We start from the raw sequence: 15,022 nt of genomic DNA, 5'->3' as shown, positions 1-15,022 counted from the left end.
GCTCAGGCCTGGTGCTTCAGGATGTAGTCAGCGGCGTCGCCGACCGTCTTGAGGTTCTTGACGTCCTCGTCCGGGATCTTGACGTCGAAGCGCTCTTCGGCGGCGACGACGACCTCGACCATGGAGAGCGAGTCGACGTCCAGGTCGTCGGTGAAGGACTTCTCGATCGCGACGTCCTCGGTGGGGATACCGGCGATCTCGTTGACGATCTCCGCGAGACCCTCGACGATCTCTTCCTGCGTGGCGGCCATGTGGCGCTCCTTCTCTAGCTGACTGATGTGGAACAGGGTGGGATGTGGATCCCGGCCCTAGGGGAGGGTAACGACCGTCGCGGCGTAGACGAGTCCCGCCCCGAAGCCGATGACGAGCGCGGTGTCGCCGCTCTTCGCCGCTCCGGTCGCCAGGAGCCGCTCCATAGCGAGCGGGATCGAGGCGGCCGAGGTGTTGCCGGTGGTCTCCACGTCACGGGCGACCGTGACGTGCTCCGGCAGCTTCAGAGTCTTCACCATCGAGTCGATGATCCGCATGTTCGCCTGGTGCGGAATGAAGACGTCCAGGTCGTCCGCGGTGATCCCGGCGGCGTCGAGCGCCTGCTGGGCCACCTTGGCCATCTCGAAGACGGCCCAGCGGAAGACCGCCTGACCCTCCTGGGTGATGGCCGGAAACTTTTCGCCGCCGTCCTTGCCGAGGTACTCGTCCCACGGCACGGTCTGCTTGATCGTCTCGGACTTGTCGCCCTCCGAACCCCACACCGTGGGGCCGATGGCCGGCTCGTCCGAGGGGCCGACGATCACGGCGCCGGCACCGTCACCGAACAGGAAGGCCGTCGCGCGGTCCTCCAGGTCGGTCAGGTCCGAGAGCCGCTCCACGCCGATGACGAGGACGTACTCCGCGGAGCCTTCCACCACCAGCCCCTTGGCCAGGGTCAGGCCGTAGCCGAAACCGGCACAGCCCGCGGAGATGTCGAAGGCCGCGGGCTTGCCCGCGCCGATCCGGTGCGCGATCTCGGTCGCGACGGCCGGGGTCTGCTTGAAGTGCGAGACCGTCGAGACGATCACGGCACCGATCTGCTCCGGGGCCACGCCGGCGTCGGCCAGCGCCTTCCCCGAGGCCTCCACCGACATCGCGGCGACGGTCTCCTGCGGCGAGGCCCAGTGCCGGGTCGCGATGCCGGAGCGGGAACGGATCCACTCGTCGGACGAGTCGATGGTCTCGAGGATGACCTCGTTGGGCACCACACGGGTCGGGCGGTAGCCGCCGACACCGAGGATGCGGGCGTAAGGGGAGCCCTTGGCCGGCTTGATCTTGGACATGCTGTGTGGGCTCCTTCTCTCAGGCCGTCAGTTCGGCGATGAGCGCCGCGGCCTTGTCGAGATCGTCCGGGGTCTTCAGACCCACGCTCGGTACGCCCTTCAGCGCGCGCTTGGCCAGACCCGTCAGGGTGCCACCGGGGCAGAGCTCGATGATTCCCGTGACGCCCAGCTCGGCGAACGTCTCCATGCACAGGTCCCAGCGGACCGGGTTGGCGACCTGACCGACCAGGCGGGCGACGACGTCGGCGCCCGTGGTGACGACGAGGCCGTCCTTGTTCGAGACGTACTTCAGCACCGGGTCCGCCGGGGTGAGAGCCTCGGCGGCCTTCTCCAGCGTGGCGACCGCGGGGGCCATGTGGTGCGTGTGGAAGGCGCCCGCGACCTTGAGGGCGACGACCTTCATGGAGCCTTCGGGCTTGTCGGCCTCCAGAGCCGCGATCTGCTCCATCGTGCCGGCGGCCACGATCTGGCCCGCGCCGTTGATGTTGGCGGGCGTCAGACCCAGCTTCTCCAGGTGCGCGACGACCACGTCACGGTCGCCGCCGAGGACCGCGGCCATGCCGGTCTCGGTGACGGCGGCGGCCTCGGCCATGCCCAGGCCGCGGGTCCGGACGAACGACAGCGCGTCCTCCTCGGACAGCACGTCGGCGATGGCCGCGGCGGTGATCTCACCGACGCTGTGGCCCGCGACGGCACCGAAGACCGAGGTGGAACCCAGCGCGGACGCGGACAGCAGGCCCGCGGCGACCAGCAGGGGCTGGGCGACCGCCGTGTCGCGGATCGCGTCGGCGTCCGCGGTCGTGCCGTAGTGGGCAAGGTCCAGCCCGATGGCGTCCGACCACGCGGCGACGCGGTCAGCGGCACCGGGAAGTTCGAGCCAGGGAGTCAAGAAGCCGGGCGTCTGAGCGCCTTGGCCGGGAGCGACGAGTACGAGCACCCTCACACTCTCTCTTGTGGATGGTCCCTGCCGCCCGTGGGGACAGGGACCAAGAACCGTCGGGGTAATTGTTGATGTCCGACAAAAGTCTAGGACTGGGGGTCACCGTCGGCCAGACGCCCCAGAATCAGGGCGATCCGCAGCGTGAACGCCGATCGGACATCGGACGGCGACCATCCGGTGACGTCGGTCACACGTCGCAGCCGGTAGCGCACCGTATTGGGGTGCACGAACAGCATGCGCGCCGCCCCTTCCAGGCTGCTCGCCTGTTCCAGGTAGACGCTCAAGGTCTCCAGCAGTGCCGACCCCGCCTCCTCAAGCGGTCTGTAGATCTCCTCCACCAGTTGTTCCCTGGCAGCCGGATCGGAGGCGATCGCGCGTTCCGGCAGGAGATCATCCGCCAGGACCGGCCGCGGAGCGTCCTGCCACGCCGTACAGGCCTTCAGTCCGGCCGCCGCGGCCTGCGCCGACTTCGTCGCGTTCAGCAGGTCGGCCACCACCGGACCGGCCACCACGGGACCCGCCGCGAACGGTCCGATCAGCGACTTCGCCACCTGGATCGGGTTGTCGCTGCCGCCCGCGATGACGACCAGCCGGTCCCCGAGCACACCCGTGAGGACCTGGAGCTTGTGGTGACGGGCCGCCCGCCGGATCGCCTCGACCGTCAGCTCGCTGTCGCCCTCCGGCGCGGTGCCGAGCACCACGCACACGTGCTCGGGGGAGTTCCAACCCAGCGCGGCCGCCCGGGACAGCGCGCCCTCGTCCGCCTCGCCGGACAGCACCGCGTTGACGACCAAGGACTCCAGCCGGGCGTCCCACGCCCCGCGCGCCTCAGCGGCCTGCGCGTACACCTGGGCGGTCGCGAAGGCGATCTCCCGGGCGTACACCAGCAGCGCCTCGCGCAGGATCGACTCGTCGCCCGGGGCCGCCACCTCCTCGATCGCGGCCTCCATGACCTCGATCGTGGTGCGGACCATCTCGACGGTCTGGCGCAGGGTGATCGCCCGGGTCAGCTCGCGCGGAGCCGTGCCGAAGACATCGGTGGAGATGGCCTGCGGGGTCTCCGGGTGCCTGAACCACTCCGTGAACGCGGCGATACCGGCCTGGGCGACCAGGCCGATCCAGGACCGGTTCTCGGGCGGCATGGCCCGGTACCACGGCAGGGTCTCGTCCATGCGCGCGATCGCGTTGGCGGCCAGCCGGCCCGCGGACTTCTCCAGTCGGCGGAGCGTCGCGGTGTGCGGATGGGCGGGAGCGGAATGCGCGGCATGTGGGGCGGGCGAATGCTCACGTTCGGGTTGGGACACGTGACAAGACTGCCTTATCGGGACGGGTACGCGGAGTCCGGTCCCGCCCGTGGCCCGCGCCCCGGCCCCCGACGGGGTCTACCGTGGCGTCCATGATTGATGTTCGCCCCGGCGCCGACCGGTACGAGGGCGGGGACCCGGCCTCCGGGATCACCACCCGGCACGCCTTCTCCTTCGGCTCCTTCTACGACCCGGACAACCTGCGCTTCGGCCCGGTCCTCGCCTGCAACGAGGAGACCCTCGCGCCGGGCGCCGGCTTCGACGAGCACCCGCACAGCCACACCGAGATCGTCACCTGGGTGATCGAGGGCGAACTCACCCACCACGACAGCACCGGCGAGAAAAGCGTGGTGCGGCCCGGGGACGTGCAACGGCTGAGCGCCGGATCCGGGGCCCGGCACGTGGAACGCAATGACGGCACCGGGCGGCTGCGCTTCGTGCAGATGTGGCTCGCGCCCCTCACCGCGGGCGGCGAGCCCTCGTACGGGGTCGTCCGGGAGATCGCCGACGCCGCACCCTACGAGGTCCCCGCGGCCGGCGCCGTCCTGCACGTGCGGCGGCCCGGCGCGGGCGAGCGGGTCGCCGTACCCGCGGCGGACCGGGTGTACCTGCACGTGGTGCGGGGGGACCTGCGCCTGGACGGGGCCGAGCTGGGCCCCGGGGACTCGGTACGCATCACCGCCGAACGGGACCTGGAGGTCGTCGCGGGGTCCCCGGGGGAGCTGCTGATCTGGGAGTTCCCCGACCCGCCGGCGGTGCAGGTCCCGCAGGCCCCCTAGCGGGAGCGGAGCTCGGCCAGTACCGCGTCGGTGAACGGGGTCCAGGCCTCGGCCGCCCACGGGCCGAAGGCGCGGTCGGTCAGCGCCACGCACGCGGCGCGCGCGTCCGGGTCCACCCACAGGAAGGTGCCGGCCTGGCCGAAGTGGCCGAAGGTGCGCGGCGAGGAGGAAACGCCCGTCCAGTGCGGGGACTTGTGGTCGCGGATCTCCAGGCCGAGCCCCCAGTCGTTGGGGGACTGGTGTCCGTAGCCCGGCAGGACGCCCTTGAGCCCGGGGTGGACGACGGAGGTGGCCTCGGCGACCGTACGGACGTCCAGCAGCCGCGGCGCCTGCAGCTCGGCGGCGAACCGCAGCAGGTCGGAGACGGTGGAGACGCCGTCCTTGGCGGGCGAGCCCTCCAGGGTGGTCCGCGTCATGCCCAGCGGCTCGAAGACCGCCTGGTGCAGGTACTCCGCGAAGGGGATGCCGGTGGCCTTGGAGATGTGGTCGCCGAGCTCCTCGAAACCGGCGTTCGAGTACAGCCGGCGCTGCCCGGCCGGAGCCGACACCCGGTGCTCGTCGAAGGCCAGGCCGCTGGTGTGCGCGAGCAGGTGACGGACCGTCGACCCCTCGGGTCCGGCCGGCTCGTCCAGCTCGATCGCCCCCTCCTCGTACGCGACGAGGGCGGCGTACGCGGCGAGCGGCTTGGTGACCGAGGCCAGGGCGAACCGGTGGTCGACGGGCCCGTGGGAGCCCGCCAGGCTCCCGTCGGCCCGTACGACGGCCGCCGCGGCGGTCGGCACCGGCCAGGTCTCGATGATCCGCAGGCTTTCCATGCCGTTCCCGTCCTCCACGCTGTCCATGCCGCCGAGCCTACTTGCTTGGAGTGCACTCAAGGGTTTTAGCGTGGAGCCATGAGCCAGAGCCTGACGCAGACGCGGTACACGATCAGCGAGGTCGAGGCCCGGACCGGTCTGACCCAGCACACCCTGCGCTGGTACGAGCGGATCGGCCTGATGCCGCACGTGGACCGCTCCCACTCGGGGCAGCGGCGCTTCACCGACAAGGACCTCGACTGGCTCGCCTTCGTGGGCAAGCTGCGGGCCACGGGGATGTCGGTGGCGGACATGGTGCGGTACGCCGAACTGGTCCGCGAGGGCGAGCACACCATGGCCGAACGCCGGGAACTGCTGGAACGCACGCGCCGCGAGGTGCGCTCGCGCATCACGGAGCTCACGGACGCGCTCGCCGTACTGGATTACAAGATCGATATGTACGCCATGAAAACGGTATCGGGGAAGGCACAGCAATGACGGAGCACAGCACCACCCTCGAACAGGTCGAGCTCGGCAAGGGCGGCCCGACGGTCGGCGTCCAGGGCCTCGGCTGCATGGGCATGAGCGAGTTCTACGGCGCCACCGACGAGACCGCGGCCCGGGAGACCCTCGACGCGGCGCTGGCCGCCGGGGTCACTCTCTTCGACACCGCCGACGTCTACGGGCGGGGGCGCAACGAGGAGTTCCTGGCGCCCTTCGTGGCCGCTCACCGCGACGAGATCACCCTGGCGACGAAGTTCGCGATAGAGCGCTCCGACGACCCGCAGTACCGGGGCATCCGCAACGACCGCGCCTACATCCGCACGGCCGTGGAGGCCAGCCTGCGCCGGCTCGGCGTCGACGTCATCGACCTGTACTACATGCACCGGCGCGACCCGGCCGTGCCCTTCGCCGAGTCGGTCGGCGCCATGGCGGAGCTGGTCGCCGAGGGCAAGGTGCGTCACCTCGGCCTGAGCGAGGTCACCGGGGCGGAGCTGCGCGAGGCGCACGCCGTGCACCCGATCGCGGCGCTCCAGTCGGAGTGGTCGCTGTTCAGCCGGGACGTGGAGCGCAGCGCGGTGGGCGCGGCGGCGGAGTTGGGCGTGGCCTTCGTGCCGTACTCCCCGCTCGGCCGGGGCTTCCTGACCGGGTCCTTCGCCGACGCGTCCGCGGAGCTGTCCCAGGACGACTTCCGGCGCCACCAGCCGCGGTTCACCGGCGACAACGCGAAGACCAACGCGGTGCTGCTGGCCCCGGTCCGGGAGATCGCCGAGCGGCACGGCGCGACCCCGGCGCAGATCGCGCTGGCCTGGGTGCAGCAGCGGGCGAAGGTGCACGGGCTGACCGTGGTCCCGATCCCCGGCACCCGCAAGCCCGGCCGGCTGCGCGAGAACACCGGGGCGACCCGGATCACCCTCACGCAAGCCCAGCTGGACCTGCTGGAGCCGATCGCCGCGCAGGTGGCCGGCGACCGCTACCCGGACATGAGCTCCACCTCGGCGGCACGGGAGGTCTGAGCCGCCCGCCCACCCGCCCCGCCCCGCTCAGAGCGACTCGGCGGCGAACCGGTCCCGCAGCGCCGCGTACTCCGCGTCCGTGAGCAGCCCCGCCGCGTGCAGCTCGCTCAGGTGCCGCAGCCGGTCGTCGCCGGAGCGGGCCCGCGGCACGGAGGCGACCGGGGTACGGGCGCGCAGGGTGGCGAGCACGGCCGCGGCGAACGGCAGCGAATCGTGCACCGCCCCGTAGCCCGTGCCGAAGACGGCGGCCGCCAGGTCGTGGTCGGGGCGGGGGTCACCGGTGGTGTCCCGCAGCAGCAGCCGCAGGTGCCCGCCGGGGCCCTCCGGGGAGGACCACTCGACGCCGGTGAGGGCGGCCAGCGGGAAGCGCTGGTCGCCCGCCTTCCATTTGGTGCTGGAGGCGCCCGTACGGGACCACTGGAAGGTGATCGCCGAGCCGTCGAAGCCCACCCGGGCGTCGTACGCCTTCAGGTGCAGCGGCGGCTGCGGTACGTCGACGAGGAAGCGTGCGGACGGCTCGGCGGCGTCCGGCCCGAGTCGGGACCGTAGTGCGTCGGCGAACGCGGCGGCGGCCGGCGCCTTGTCGGCGGGCAGCACGAGCCGGTAGGGGTCGCAGGCCTCCTTGAGCTGCCCGGCGGCGACCTCCATCAGCGGGTCCGCGCCCGGCCGCGGCAGGGCGCGCAGGACCACCGTGTCCCGCTTGCCGCCGGTCACGGTCACCTCCACGGCGGACACCGCTTCGAGGGGGATCCGGCGCGATCCCAGGGCATGCCAGAGTCTCGGCAGCCTCGGCGTTCTGATCCCCCGTGCGAAGCGGATGAGCACCGAGTCCGAATCGAACTCCCAGACGGCATGATTTCCGGCCAGTACGTCACCCATGCGGCACATCGTAAACGGCGGCGCCCCCGCGCGTCCCCCCGGTTGCGGGAGCCGATTTCCACGCCTCTACGCGCGTCAGTCCTGCTCTGTCCCGGAAATCCCGCGTCGGCACGCATCGTTCCCGGTCGCACAGACAACGGAACCGAACGCGCCGGTTCCGATCTTGGCGAAGTTGTCCATCGAGTCCGTACCTGGCGCGAAATAGCCGGTGTGGCTCTTGGCCCGGGCCGAGGACAGCAGCCGCGCCCCGAACGCCGGGGACACCGGATCCGCGCCGTGGCCGAGGCCGCCGACCTCCAGGTGCGGAACGTCCGCGATCCAGTCGCCCTCGTCGCGCGTCGCCCAGACCCGCGCCGAGGTGTGCAGCTCGGCGACGTTCTCCGCGCGCATCCCGGGGCTGCCCGCGACCACCACGTCGGTCACCCGGCGCGGCAGCTCGTGCGCCGCGACCCCGCAGACCACCGATCCGTAGCTGTGGCAGAACAGCGCCACGCTCGCGTCCCCGGGCAGGGCCGCGGTCAGGGCCTTCAGCAGGACGGCGCCGTCGACGGCCATCCGGCCCGTGGCCGCGTCCACACCGACCCCGGTGGGCGCGGTGTAGCCCGCCCAGGCGATGACCGCCGTCCGGCTGTCCGGATCGGCCGCGCGCTGGGCCTCGTACAGGGACTCGGCCATGCCGACCGGGGAGGTCAGCCGGCGCTGGGTGCGCTCGAAGGTGAGGACGTCGGTGTCGACACCCGGGACGATCACCGAGACCCGCTCGGCCCCGGAGAGGTCACCGAAGACCTCGGCCACCCGACCGTTGCCCGTCGGGTCGAAGGCGAAGATCTGCCGGCCGGGCTCGGCGAGCGAGGCGAAGCGGTGGGAACGCCGGGTGGCCGTCGACCGGTCGGCCGGGGTCAGCGCGACGTCCTGGCCACGGGCCTCCTCGACCCGGCGCGCCTGCTCCAGGCCCTGCAGATTGGCCCGGTAGCGGACCGCGGCGGGGGCCCCGTCGAGGTTGCCCACGACGAGCGGGTAATTGTCGGCGAGCCGGGCGCGCTCGGCACCGTCGAGGCCGGCGAAGAAACGGGCCACCGTCCGGGCGGGGGCGTCCGCGGGAGGCACCGGGCGGCCGTCGACCCGGGCCTTGGCCCAGGCGCCGAGGGCGGCGACCCGCATCGGGGTGCCCTCCTCCGGCCGGTGAACGGCCGTCCAGCCGGTGGTCGCCAGCATGATGAAGACCACCGCCAGTGCGAGCAGGGCACGCAGAGCGGCAGGGCGCGGGTCGGCGCCGAGGGCGGTGGGGTGGGCAAGGCCGGGCACGTTCACTGTGACCAGCCTATGAGACGTCTTACGCCACGGACGTGCCAGGTGACCGGACTCACGGCCGACCGTGGGACCACGTGAGGCCCGAGCGGGCGACCCGCCGACGCCTCGGCGGAGCCGGCCGGCGCGGGCCGCCGGGCTACGCGGACCCGCGCCAACTGGAGGTCAGCGCCGGACCGATCCGGTCGAGGTACGTCTCCGTCAGCCCGCGGATCGACTCCACGCTGGTGTCCTCGCCCCGCCCCCAGAGCCGTCCTGTGACGCGCATCACGCCACAGAACGCGGCGACGGCGACCCGCGGCCGCGGATCGACGTCCACGTCCAAGCCCTCACGGGCACCGATCAGCCGGGAGATCCGTTCCTCCAGCTCCGTGGAGCGCCGCAGGTGCACGGCGAGCAGGGCCGGCGTGGACTCGATCAGCCGATAGCTGCGCATGTACAGATCGACCGGGACCACCTCGGACAGGGCCACCTCCACGGTGTCCCAGGCCGCGAGCGCCGCACCCCGCAGCGCCTCGAAGGGCCCCTCGGCGGCCGGCCGGGCGTGCAGCTCGGCGACGAACCGCGACTCGACCAGCTCCTGGAGGGCGAAGACGACCTCCTCCTTGTTGGCGAAATACCGGAAGAAGGTGCGCTGGGACACGTGCACGGCGTCGGTGATCTCGTCGACGGTGGTGCGCTCGTACCCCTGGGACAGGAACAGCAGGAGGGCGGCGCGCAACAACGCGTTCCGGGTGCGCCGTTTCTTGCGTTCGCGCAGTCCGGCCACCGGCGCGGCCGTCGCCGACCGCTCGTCGATCATCACCGCGGGGCTCCCTTCTGACGCCGAGTGGGCGGTCAGCGTACCGGTGACGGGTGGGGTGGCGACCGCCGCGTTAAGCCGTTTGCGACGTGCCGTCCACCGTCCTCGGCGTGCCCGCCGGAGCGCCCGCGCATGACACGTTCGAGGTCGGGTCCGGCCGGGTCCGCACCCGGGCCCCGGCGGCCACGGGCCCGGCCCGCAGGCTCCCGGAAGCGTCAACTCCGTACCTACGAAGGCCCCGTCGGAGGGTTCCGGCGGGGCTGTCGCCTATCCGGGTGGACCCGTCCGGAGCCTCTTCCGCCGACCTGTCCGCGCAGGTCAGCGTGGTGTCCGCGGAGCTCCGGAAACGGTCCGGGCGCCCGCCGTCCACAAGGAGTTGACCCGTCATGCGTACGTGTCGAAGCACCCGCGCCACCACCACGACCACCCGCGCCACCACCACCCTCGCCGCGACCGTCCTGGCCCTCACCGCCCTCATCCCGAGCACGGCCGGCACGGCGCACGCCGCGGGCCCGCCGACGCTCGGGGCCTGCGCCACCGGACAGCTGTGCCTGTGGGCGAAACCGGAGTTCAAGGGAGCGCGGCAGACGCACGAGCTCAGCACCCTGGACATCAACAGCTGCACCGCGCTGCCGGCCGGGACCAGCGCCCAGTCGCTCACCAACCGCACCGGGCGCCCGGTGACCACCTACCAGTCGGCCGAATGCGCCGAGACCGGCGAGTTCCAGACCTACCCGGGCGACGGGGTCTGGCTGCCCCAGTCGCCCTACCAGGTGCGGGCGTTCAAGGTGTGGGAGAGGTGACCTCACGCTGAGCCGGGGCGTTCGGCGGGTCGGCCACGGGCACGGCCGCCGGCCCGGTCACGGCCGCGACCGGGCCCACGCCGACGCCCGGGGCCGCGGCCGCCGTGCCGCCCAGCCGGGCGACCTCGCCGCGCAGCGCCCGAACCTCGTCCTGCAGCTCCCGGATGGCCGCCAGCTGGAGCATGTCCGCCCGATCGTCGCGCTCGAAACGGGAGATGAACCACGCGGCGATGTTGGCGGTCACCACACCGAGCAGGGCGATCCCCGACAGCATCAGACCCACGGCCAGGACCCGACCGAGGCCGGTGGTGGGCGAGTGGTCCCCGTACCCGACCGTCGTCATCGTGGTGAAGGACCACCACACGGCGTCGCCCAGGTTCTTGATGTTCCCGTCGGGGGCGTCCCGCTCCACGCTGAGCACCGCCAGCGAGCCGAACATCAGCAGCCCCACCACCGCCCCGGCCACATACGTCGTCAGCTGGATCTGCGGAGCCATCCGGGCCCGCCGACCCACCAGCATCAAGGTGGCGACCAGCCGCAGCAGCCGCAGCGGCTGTACGAGCGGCAGCACCACGGCGGCCAGGTCCAGCCAGTGCGTCCGCACGAAGTGCCTACGATCCGCCGCGAGGGCGAGCCGGACCAGGTAGTCCACGGCGAAGGCCCCCCACACCACCCACTCGACGTAGGCACAGGCCCGGTGCACCTGCGCACGCGCGTCGGGGGCGACGATGGGCACGGCGTACGCCACGGCGAACGCCACGGCGAGCAGGAGCAGCGGGGTCTGGCTCCGCCGCTCCCACAGCAGCTGGCGGGAGGGTTCCTTCATGCCGAGCATCGTAAGGAACCCGTAAAGCGGAGCGGGCCCCGGCCGAAGCCGGGACCCGCTCACCGAGCCCACCACGGGCGCTACGCGTCGCCGCCCGCCGCACCCGGATCCGCCGCCGCCACGTCCAGCAGCTGGTACCGGTCGACCGCCTGCTTCAGCACCGAGCGGTCGACCTTCCCCGCCCGGGCCAGCTCGGTGAGCGTCGCCAGGACCACCGACTGGGCATCGATGTGGAAGAAGCGCCGCGCCGCGCCCCGCGTGTCCGCGAAACCGAAACCGTCCGCGCCCAGCGAGGTGTACGCGCCCGGCACCCACCGCGAGATCTGGTCCGGAACCGACCGCATCCAGTCCGAGACCGCCACGAACGGCCCCTCCGCACCCGACAGCTTCCGCGTCACGTACGGGACGCGCTGCTCCTCCTCCGGGTGGAGCAGGTTGTGCTCCTCGACCTCCACCGCCTCGCGCCGCAGCTCGTTCCAGGAGGTCGCCGACCAGACGTCCGCCCGCACACCCCAGTCGGCCGCCAGGATCCGCTGCGCCTCCAGCGCCCACGGCACCGCCACACCCGAGGCCATCAGCTGCGCCCCGATCGTGCCCTCGGTGCCCCGCGACACCCGGTGGATGCCGCCCAGGATGCCGTCCACGTCGACGTCCGCCGGCTCGGCCGGGTGCTGGATCGGCTCGTTGTAGACGGTCAGGTAGTAGAAGACGTCCTCCGCCTCCGGGCCGTACATCCGCCGCAGACCGTCCTTGACGATGTGCGCGATCTCGTAGCCGTAGGCCGGGTCGTACGCCACACAGCCCGGGTTCGTGGAGGCCAGCAGCTGGGAGTGACCGTCGGCGTGCTGGAGGCCCTCACCCGTGAGGGTGGTCCGGCCGGCGGTCGCGCCGAGCACGAAGCCCCGCGCGAGCTGGTCGGCCATCTGCCAGAACTGGTCACCCGTGCGCTGGAAACCGAACATCGAGTAGAAGACGTAGACCGGGATCAGCGGCTCGCCGTGCGTCGCGTACGCCGAACCGGCGGCGATCAGCGAGGCCGTGCAACCCGCCTCCGAGATGCCGTCGTGCAGCATCTGGCCGGTCGGGGACTCCTTGTACGCGAGCAGCAGGTCGCGGTCGACCGCCTCGTACTGCTGGCCCAGCGGGTTGTAGATCTTGGCGCTCGGGAAGAAGGCGTCCATACCGAAGGTGCGGTATTCGTCGGGCGCGATCAGCACGAAACGCTTGCCGATCTCCTTGTCCCGCATCAGGTCCTTCAGGATGCGGACGAAGGCCATGGTCGTGGCGATCGACTGCTGCCCGGAGCCCTTCTTGGCGGCTGCGTACGTCTTGTCGTCCGGCAGCTGCAGCGGCTTCGCGCGCACCACGCGGGTCGGCACGTACCCGCCCAGCGCACTGCGCTGGTCGTGCATGTACTGGATCTCGGGGGACTTCGGGCCCGGGTGGTAGTACGGCGGGGCCCCACCCTCCAACTGCGCGTCCGTGATCGGGATGTGCAGACGGTCGCGGAAGCGCTTGAGGTCGTCGACCGTCAGCTTCTTCATCTGGTGCGTCGCGTTGCGGCCCTCGAAGTTCGGGCCGAGCGTCCAGCCCTTGACCGTCTGGGCCAGGATCACCGTCGGCTGGCCCTTGTGGGCCTTGGCCGCCGCGTAGGCCGCGTAGACCTTCTTGTGGTCGTGACCGCCGCGGCCCAGGTGCTGGATCTGCTGGTCGGACATGTTCTCGACCATCGCCCGCAGCCGCTGGTCGCCACCGAAGAAGTGCTCACGGATGTACGCGCCCGACTCGGTGGCGTACGTCTGGAACTGCCCGTCCGGCGTGGAGTTCATCTTGTTGACGAGGATGCCGTCGCGGTCCTGCGCCAGCAGCGGGTCCCAGGACCGGTCCCAGATCAGCTTGATGACGTTCCAGCCGGCACCCCGGAAGATCGACTCCAGCTCCTGGATGATCTTCCCGTTGCCGCGCACCGGGCCGTCGAGGCGCTGCAGGTTGCAGTTGACCACGAAGGTCAGGTTGTCCAGACCCTCACGCGCGGCGATCGACAGCTGACCCAGCGACTCCGGCTCGTCCATCTCGCCGTCACCGAGATACGCCCAAACGTGGGACTTGGAGGTGTCGGCGATCCCGCGCGCCTCCATGTACCGGTTCATCCGCGCCTGGTAGATCGCCCCCAGCGGACCGAGGCCCATCGAGACGGTCGGGAACTCCCAGAAGTCCGGCATCAGCCGCGGGTGCGGGTAGCTGGAGAGGCCGTACGGGGCCTTCGACTTCTCCTGCCGGAAGGAGTCGAGCTGCTGCTCGGTGAGCCGGTCCAGCAGATACGCGCGGGCGTAGATACCGGGGGAGGCGTGCCCCTGGAAGAAGATCTGGTCGCCGCCGTCGCCCTCGTCCTTGCCCCGGAAGAAGTGGTTGAAGCCCACGTCGTAGAGGGAGGCCGAGGAGGCGAACGTGGCGATGTGGCCACCGACGCCGATACCGGGACGCTGGGCACGCGAGACCATGACCGCCGCGTTCCAACGGGTGGCGTTGAGGACCTTGCGCTCGATCTCCTCGTTGCCCGGGAAGAACGGCTCGTCCCGGGTGGCGATCGTGTTGACGTAGTCCGTGCTGCGCATCTCCGGCACGGCCACGCGCTTCTCACGGGCCCGCTCGATCAGCCGCAGCATCAGGTAGCGGGCGCGCTCACGGCCCCGCTCGTCGACTGCGGCGTCGAGGGAGTCGAGCCACTCCTGCGTCTCCTCCGGATCGAAGTCCGGGACCTGACTCGGCAGGCCGCCAATGATGATCGGATTGCGATCGGATGCGGAAGCCACGCTGTTCCTTCGCTGTCGTGGGAGTCGTACGGGAGGCATGCCTGGGGACGCCGCCGCCTCCCATGCTCTTACGCTGGGCCGAAATCTTCATCTTTACCACCGGGTAATCCCTGGAAACCGCAGGGAACCCGGGAGGAAGGATCGGCGGGGATCCGTCGCGAGTCCGGCCGAACCGGACCCTACGCCCGAGGCGGGCGCCGACTTCGCACGACCGTTCGTCCCTCAAACAGGTAGGAAAGACCCAACCGTCGACGATGATGCCGAATGAGCTGGAATGGTGTGGGATGAATCACGAGAGGTGCACACGGGAAGGCTGAAAGTTGCGGCGAGACGGCCGTAATCGTCACCGTTTCGACGGTCTCGGCGGCCGGGTACTTGCGCGATCCGCCGCGCCCGTGTGGACTACGCCCAATGCTGCGCGTACGCGCGCCGCCAGAAGACATTCACCGAACATGAGCAGGAGGCACCCCGTGAGCGCGACCGCGGACCACGCGGAGAGCCTGGCCGCCCGGCTGGGTTTCCAGTCCGAACAGGTGGTCCAGGAGATCGGCTACGACGACGACGTCGATCAGGAATTCCGTGACAGCGTCGAAAAGGTCGTCAGCGAACTCGCCGACGAGGACTACGACGACGTCGCCGACGCGGTGCTGTTGTGGTTCCGCGACGAGGACGGCGACCTGACGGACGCCCTGGTCGACGCGACCGAGCTGGTCGAGGACGGCGCACTGATCCTGCTGCTGACCCCCAAGACGGGCCGTGACGGCTACGTCGAGGCCAGCGACATCAGCGAGGCCGCCGAGACGGCCGGCCTCTCCCTGGCCAAGGGCCTGCCCGTCGGCAAGGAGTGGACCTCCACCAAGCTGGTGACGCCCAAGGCGGCCAAGGCCAAGCGCTGAGCCGAGCCCCGCAGTGATGCGGAGACACGCCCCGCCGCACCGGGTCCT

15 protein-coding genes are annotated in these 15,022 nt (G+C 71.3%); 5 read left to right on the top strand and 10 right to left on the bottom strand.

The genetic code is table 11. From position 1 onward, the window contains the following. Nucleotides 1-2 precede the first annotated feature (2 nt). From OG624_RS14210 to OG624_RS14195, 4 genes are all read right to left on the bottom strand, one after another. The gene (locus tag OG624_RS14210) at nucleotides 3-251 is read right to left on the bottom strand and encodes an acyl carrier protein (RefSeq protein WP_030009997.1); all 249 of its coding nucleotides are present in this window, start codon (nucleotides 249-251) and stop codon (nucleotides 3-5) included. 57 nt (nucleotides 252-308) lie between these two features. Continuing rightward, nucleotides 309-1,313, bottom strand: coding sequence for a ketoacyl-ACP synthase III (locus tag OG624_RS14205; RefSeq protein ID WP_033225975.1), 1,005 nt, complete (start codon nucleotides 1,311-1,313; stop codon nucleotides 309-311). Between the two features lie 19 nt (nucleotides 1,314-1,332). After that, nucleotides 1,333-2,250 (bottom strand): ACP S-malonyltransferase, encoded by a 918-nt coding sequence (locus OG624_RS14200; protein WP_033225974.1) that lies wholly within the window; start codon nucleotides 2,248-2,250, stop codon nucleotides 1,333-1,335. Between the two features lie 89 nt (nucleotides 2,251-2,339). Then, nucleotides 2,340-3,557: a PucR family transcriptional regulator gene (locus OG624_RS14195; RefSeq protein WP_033225972.1), complete on the bottom strand. Its 1,218-nt coding sequence runs from the start codon at nucleotides 3,555-3,557 to the stop codon at nucleotides 2,340-2,342. Between the two features lie 92 nt (nucleotides 3,558-3,649). Between OG624_RS14195 and OG624_RS14190 the strand changes: the two genes are divergently transcribed. Then, nucleotides 3,650-4,336 (top strand): pirin family protein, encoded by a 687-nt coding sequence (locus tag OG624_RS14190; RefSeq protein ID WP_161292803.1) that lies wholly within the window; start codon nucleotides 3,650-3,652, stop codon nucleotides 4,334-4,336. Here the strand turns inward: OG624_RS14190 and OG624_RS14185 are convergent. Further along, entirely contained in the window at nucleotides 4,333-5,151 is an 819-nt protein-coding gene (locus OG624_RS14185) for a serine hydrolase domain-containing protein (RefSeq protein WP_033226016.1), read from the bottom strand. The two genes, OG624_RS14190 and OG624_RS14185, sit on opposite strands and share 4 nt — an antisense overlap. A gap of 78 nt (nucleotides 5,152-5,229) precedes the next feature. Between OG624_RS14185 and OG624_RS14180 the strand changes: the two genes are divergently transcribed. Both OG624_RS14180 and OG624_RS14175 read left to right on the top strand, forming a co-directional pair. Further along, nucleotides 5,230-5,628, top strand: coding sequence for a MerR family transcriptional regulator (locus tag OG624_RS14180; RefSeq protein ID WP_051763908.1), 399 nt, complete (start codon nucleotides 5,230-5,232; stop codon nucleotides 5,626-5,628). After that, nucleotides 5,625-6,647: an aldo/keto reductase gene (locus OG624_RS14175; RefSeq protein ID WP_266441455.1), complete on the top strand. Its 1,023-nt coding sequence runs from the start codon at nucleotides 5,625-5,627 to the stop codon at nucleotides 6,645-6,647. Before OG624_RS14180 ends, OG624_RS14175 begins: the two co-directional genes overlap by 4 nt. Before the next feature lie 27 nt (nucleotides 6,648-6,674). Here the strand turns inward: OG624_RS14175 and OG624_RS14170 are convergent, their stop codons facing one another. The 3 genes from OG624_RS14170 to OG624_RS14160 all read right to left on the bottom strand — a co-directional run bounded on the left by OG624_RS14170 (nucleotide 6,675) and on the right by OG624_RS14160 (nucleotide 9,636). Further along, nucleotides 6,675-7,535 (bottom strand): DUF4429 domain-containing protein, encoded by an 861-nt coding sequence (locus tag OG624_RS14170; RefSeq protein ID WP_266356612.1) that lies wholly within the window; start codon nucleotides 7,533-7,535, stop codon nucleotides 6,675-6,677. A 66-nt stretch (nucleotides 7,536-7,601) separates the two neighbouring features. Continuing rightward, complete coding sequence (locus tag OG624_RS14165; protein ID WP_033226012.1) at nucleotides 7,602-8,753, bottom strand: alpha/beta hydrolase; 1,152 nt, start codon at nucleotides 8,751-8,753, stop codon at nucleotides 7,602-7,604. Between the two features lie 220 nt (nucleotides 8,754-8,973). Continuing rightward, nucleotides 8,974-9,636 carry a TetR/AcrR family transcriptional regulator gene (locus tag OG624_RS14160; RefSeq protein ID WP_033225968.1) on the bottom strand — a complete coding sequence of 221 codons (663 nt, stop codon included), beginning with the start codon at nucleotides 9,634-9,636 and terminating at the stop codon, nucleotides 8,974-8,976. 386 nt (nucleotides 9,637-10,022) lie between these two features. On the opposite strand from OG624_RS14160, the gene OG624_RS14155 reads away from it, so the two are divergent. Then, nucleotides 10,023-10,439, top strand: a complete 417-nt coding sequence (locus OG624_RS14155; RefSeq protein WP_033225966.1) for a peptidase inhibitor family I36 protein — start codon at nucleotides 10,023-10,025, stop codon at nucleotides 10,437-10,439. Here the strand turns inward: OG624_RS14155 and OG624_RS14150 are convergent. Together OG624_RS14150 and aceE are read right to left on the bottom strand one after the other, a co-directional pair. Then, nucleotides 10,420-11,265 (bottom strand): potassium channel family protein, encoded by an 846-nt coding sequence (locus tag OG624_RS14150; protein ID WP_051763907.1) that lies wholly within the window; start codon nucleotides 11,263-11,265, stop codon nucleotides 10,420-10,422. The two genes, OG624_RS14155 and OG624_RS14150, sit on opposite strands and share 20 nt — an antisense overlap. Before the next feature lie 80 nt (nucleotides 11,266-11,345). After that, nucleotides 11,346-14,078: a pyruvate dehydrogenase (acetyl-transferring), homodimeric type gene (gene aceE, locus OG624_RS14145; RefSeq protein WP_033225964.1), complete on the bottom strand. Its 2,733-nt coding sequence runs from the start codon at nucleotides 14,076-14,078 to the stop codon at nucleotides 11,346-11,348. A gap of 470 nt (nucleotides 14,079-14,548) precedes the next feature. Between aceE and OG624_RS14140 the strand changes: the two genes are divergently transcribed. After that, entirely contained in the window at nucleotides 14,549-14,974 is a 426-nt protein-coding gene (locus tag OG624_RS14140) for a DUF3052 domain-containing protein (RefSeq protein WP_030715388.1), read from the top strand. Nucleotides 14,975-15,022: the final 48 nt, after the last annotated feature.

Origin of the sequence: Streptomyces virginiae, from assembly GCF_041432505.1 — a bacterium.
Taxonomy (GTDB): domain Bacteria; phylum Actinomycetota; class Actinomycetes; order Streptomycetales; family Streptomycetaceae; genus Streptomyces; species Streptomyces virginiae_A.
Note: the sequence above shows the minus strand (reverse complement) of the source record. Positions and strands in the feature narration are given on the sequence as shown.

Bases quoted from the DNA above. Each gene is read 5' to 3' on its own strand.
- OG624_RS14155 (WP_033225966.1), top strand. From the start codon at position 10,023: ATGCGTACGTGTCGAAGCACCCGCGCCACCACCACGACCACCCGCGCC.
- OG624_RS14150 (WP_051763907.1), bottom strand. From the start codon at position 11,265: ATGAAGGAACCCTCCCGCCAGCTGCTGTGGGAGCGGCGGAGCCAGACC.
- OG624_RS14160 (WP_033225968.1), bottom strand. From the start codon at position 9,636: ATGATCGACGAGCGGTCGGCGACGGCCGCGCCGGTGGCCGGACTGCGC.
- OG624_RS14205 (WP_033225975.1), bottom strand. From the start codon at position 1,313: ATGTCCAAGATCAAGCCGGCCAAGGGCTCCCCTTACGCCCGCATCCTC.
- OG624_RS14185 (WP_033226016.1), bottom strand. From the start codon at position 5,151: ATGGAAAGCCTGCGGATCATCGAGACCTGGCCGGTGCCGACCGCCGCG.
- OG624_RS14170 (WP_266356612.1), bottom strand. From the start codon at position 7,535: ATGTGCCGCATGGGTGACGTACTGGCCGGAAATCATGCCGTCTGGGAG.
- OG624_RS14175 (WP_266441455.1), top strand. From the start codon at position 5,625: ATGACGGAGCACAGCACCACCCTCGAACAGGTCGAGCTCGGCAAGGGC.
- OG624_RS14190 (WP_161292803.1), top strand. From the start codon at position 3,650: ATGATTGATGTTCGCCCCGGCGCCGACCGGTACGAGGGCGGGGACCCG.
- OG624_RS14180 (WP_051763908.1), top strand. From the start codon at position 5,230: ATGAGCCAGAGCCTGACGCAGACGCGGTACACGATCAGCGAGGTCGAG.
- OG624_RS14210 (WP_030009997.1), bottom strand. From the start codon at position 251: ATGGCCGCCACGCAGGAAGAGATCGTCGAGGGTCTCGCGGAGATCGTC.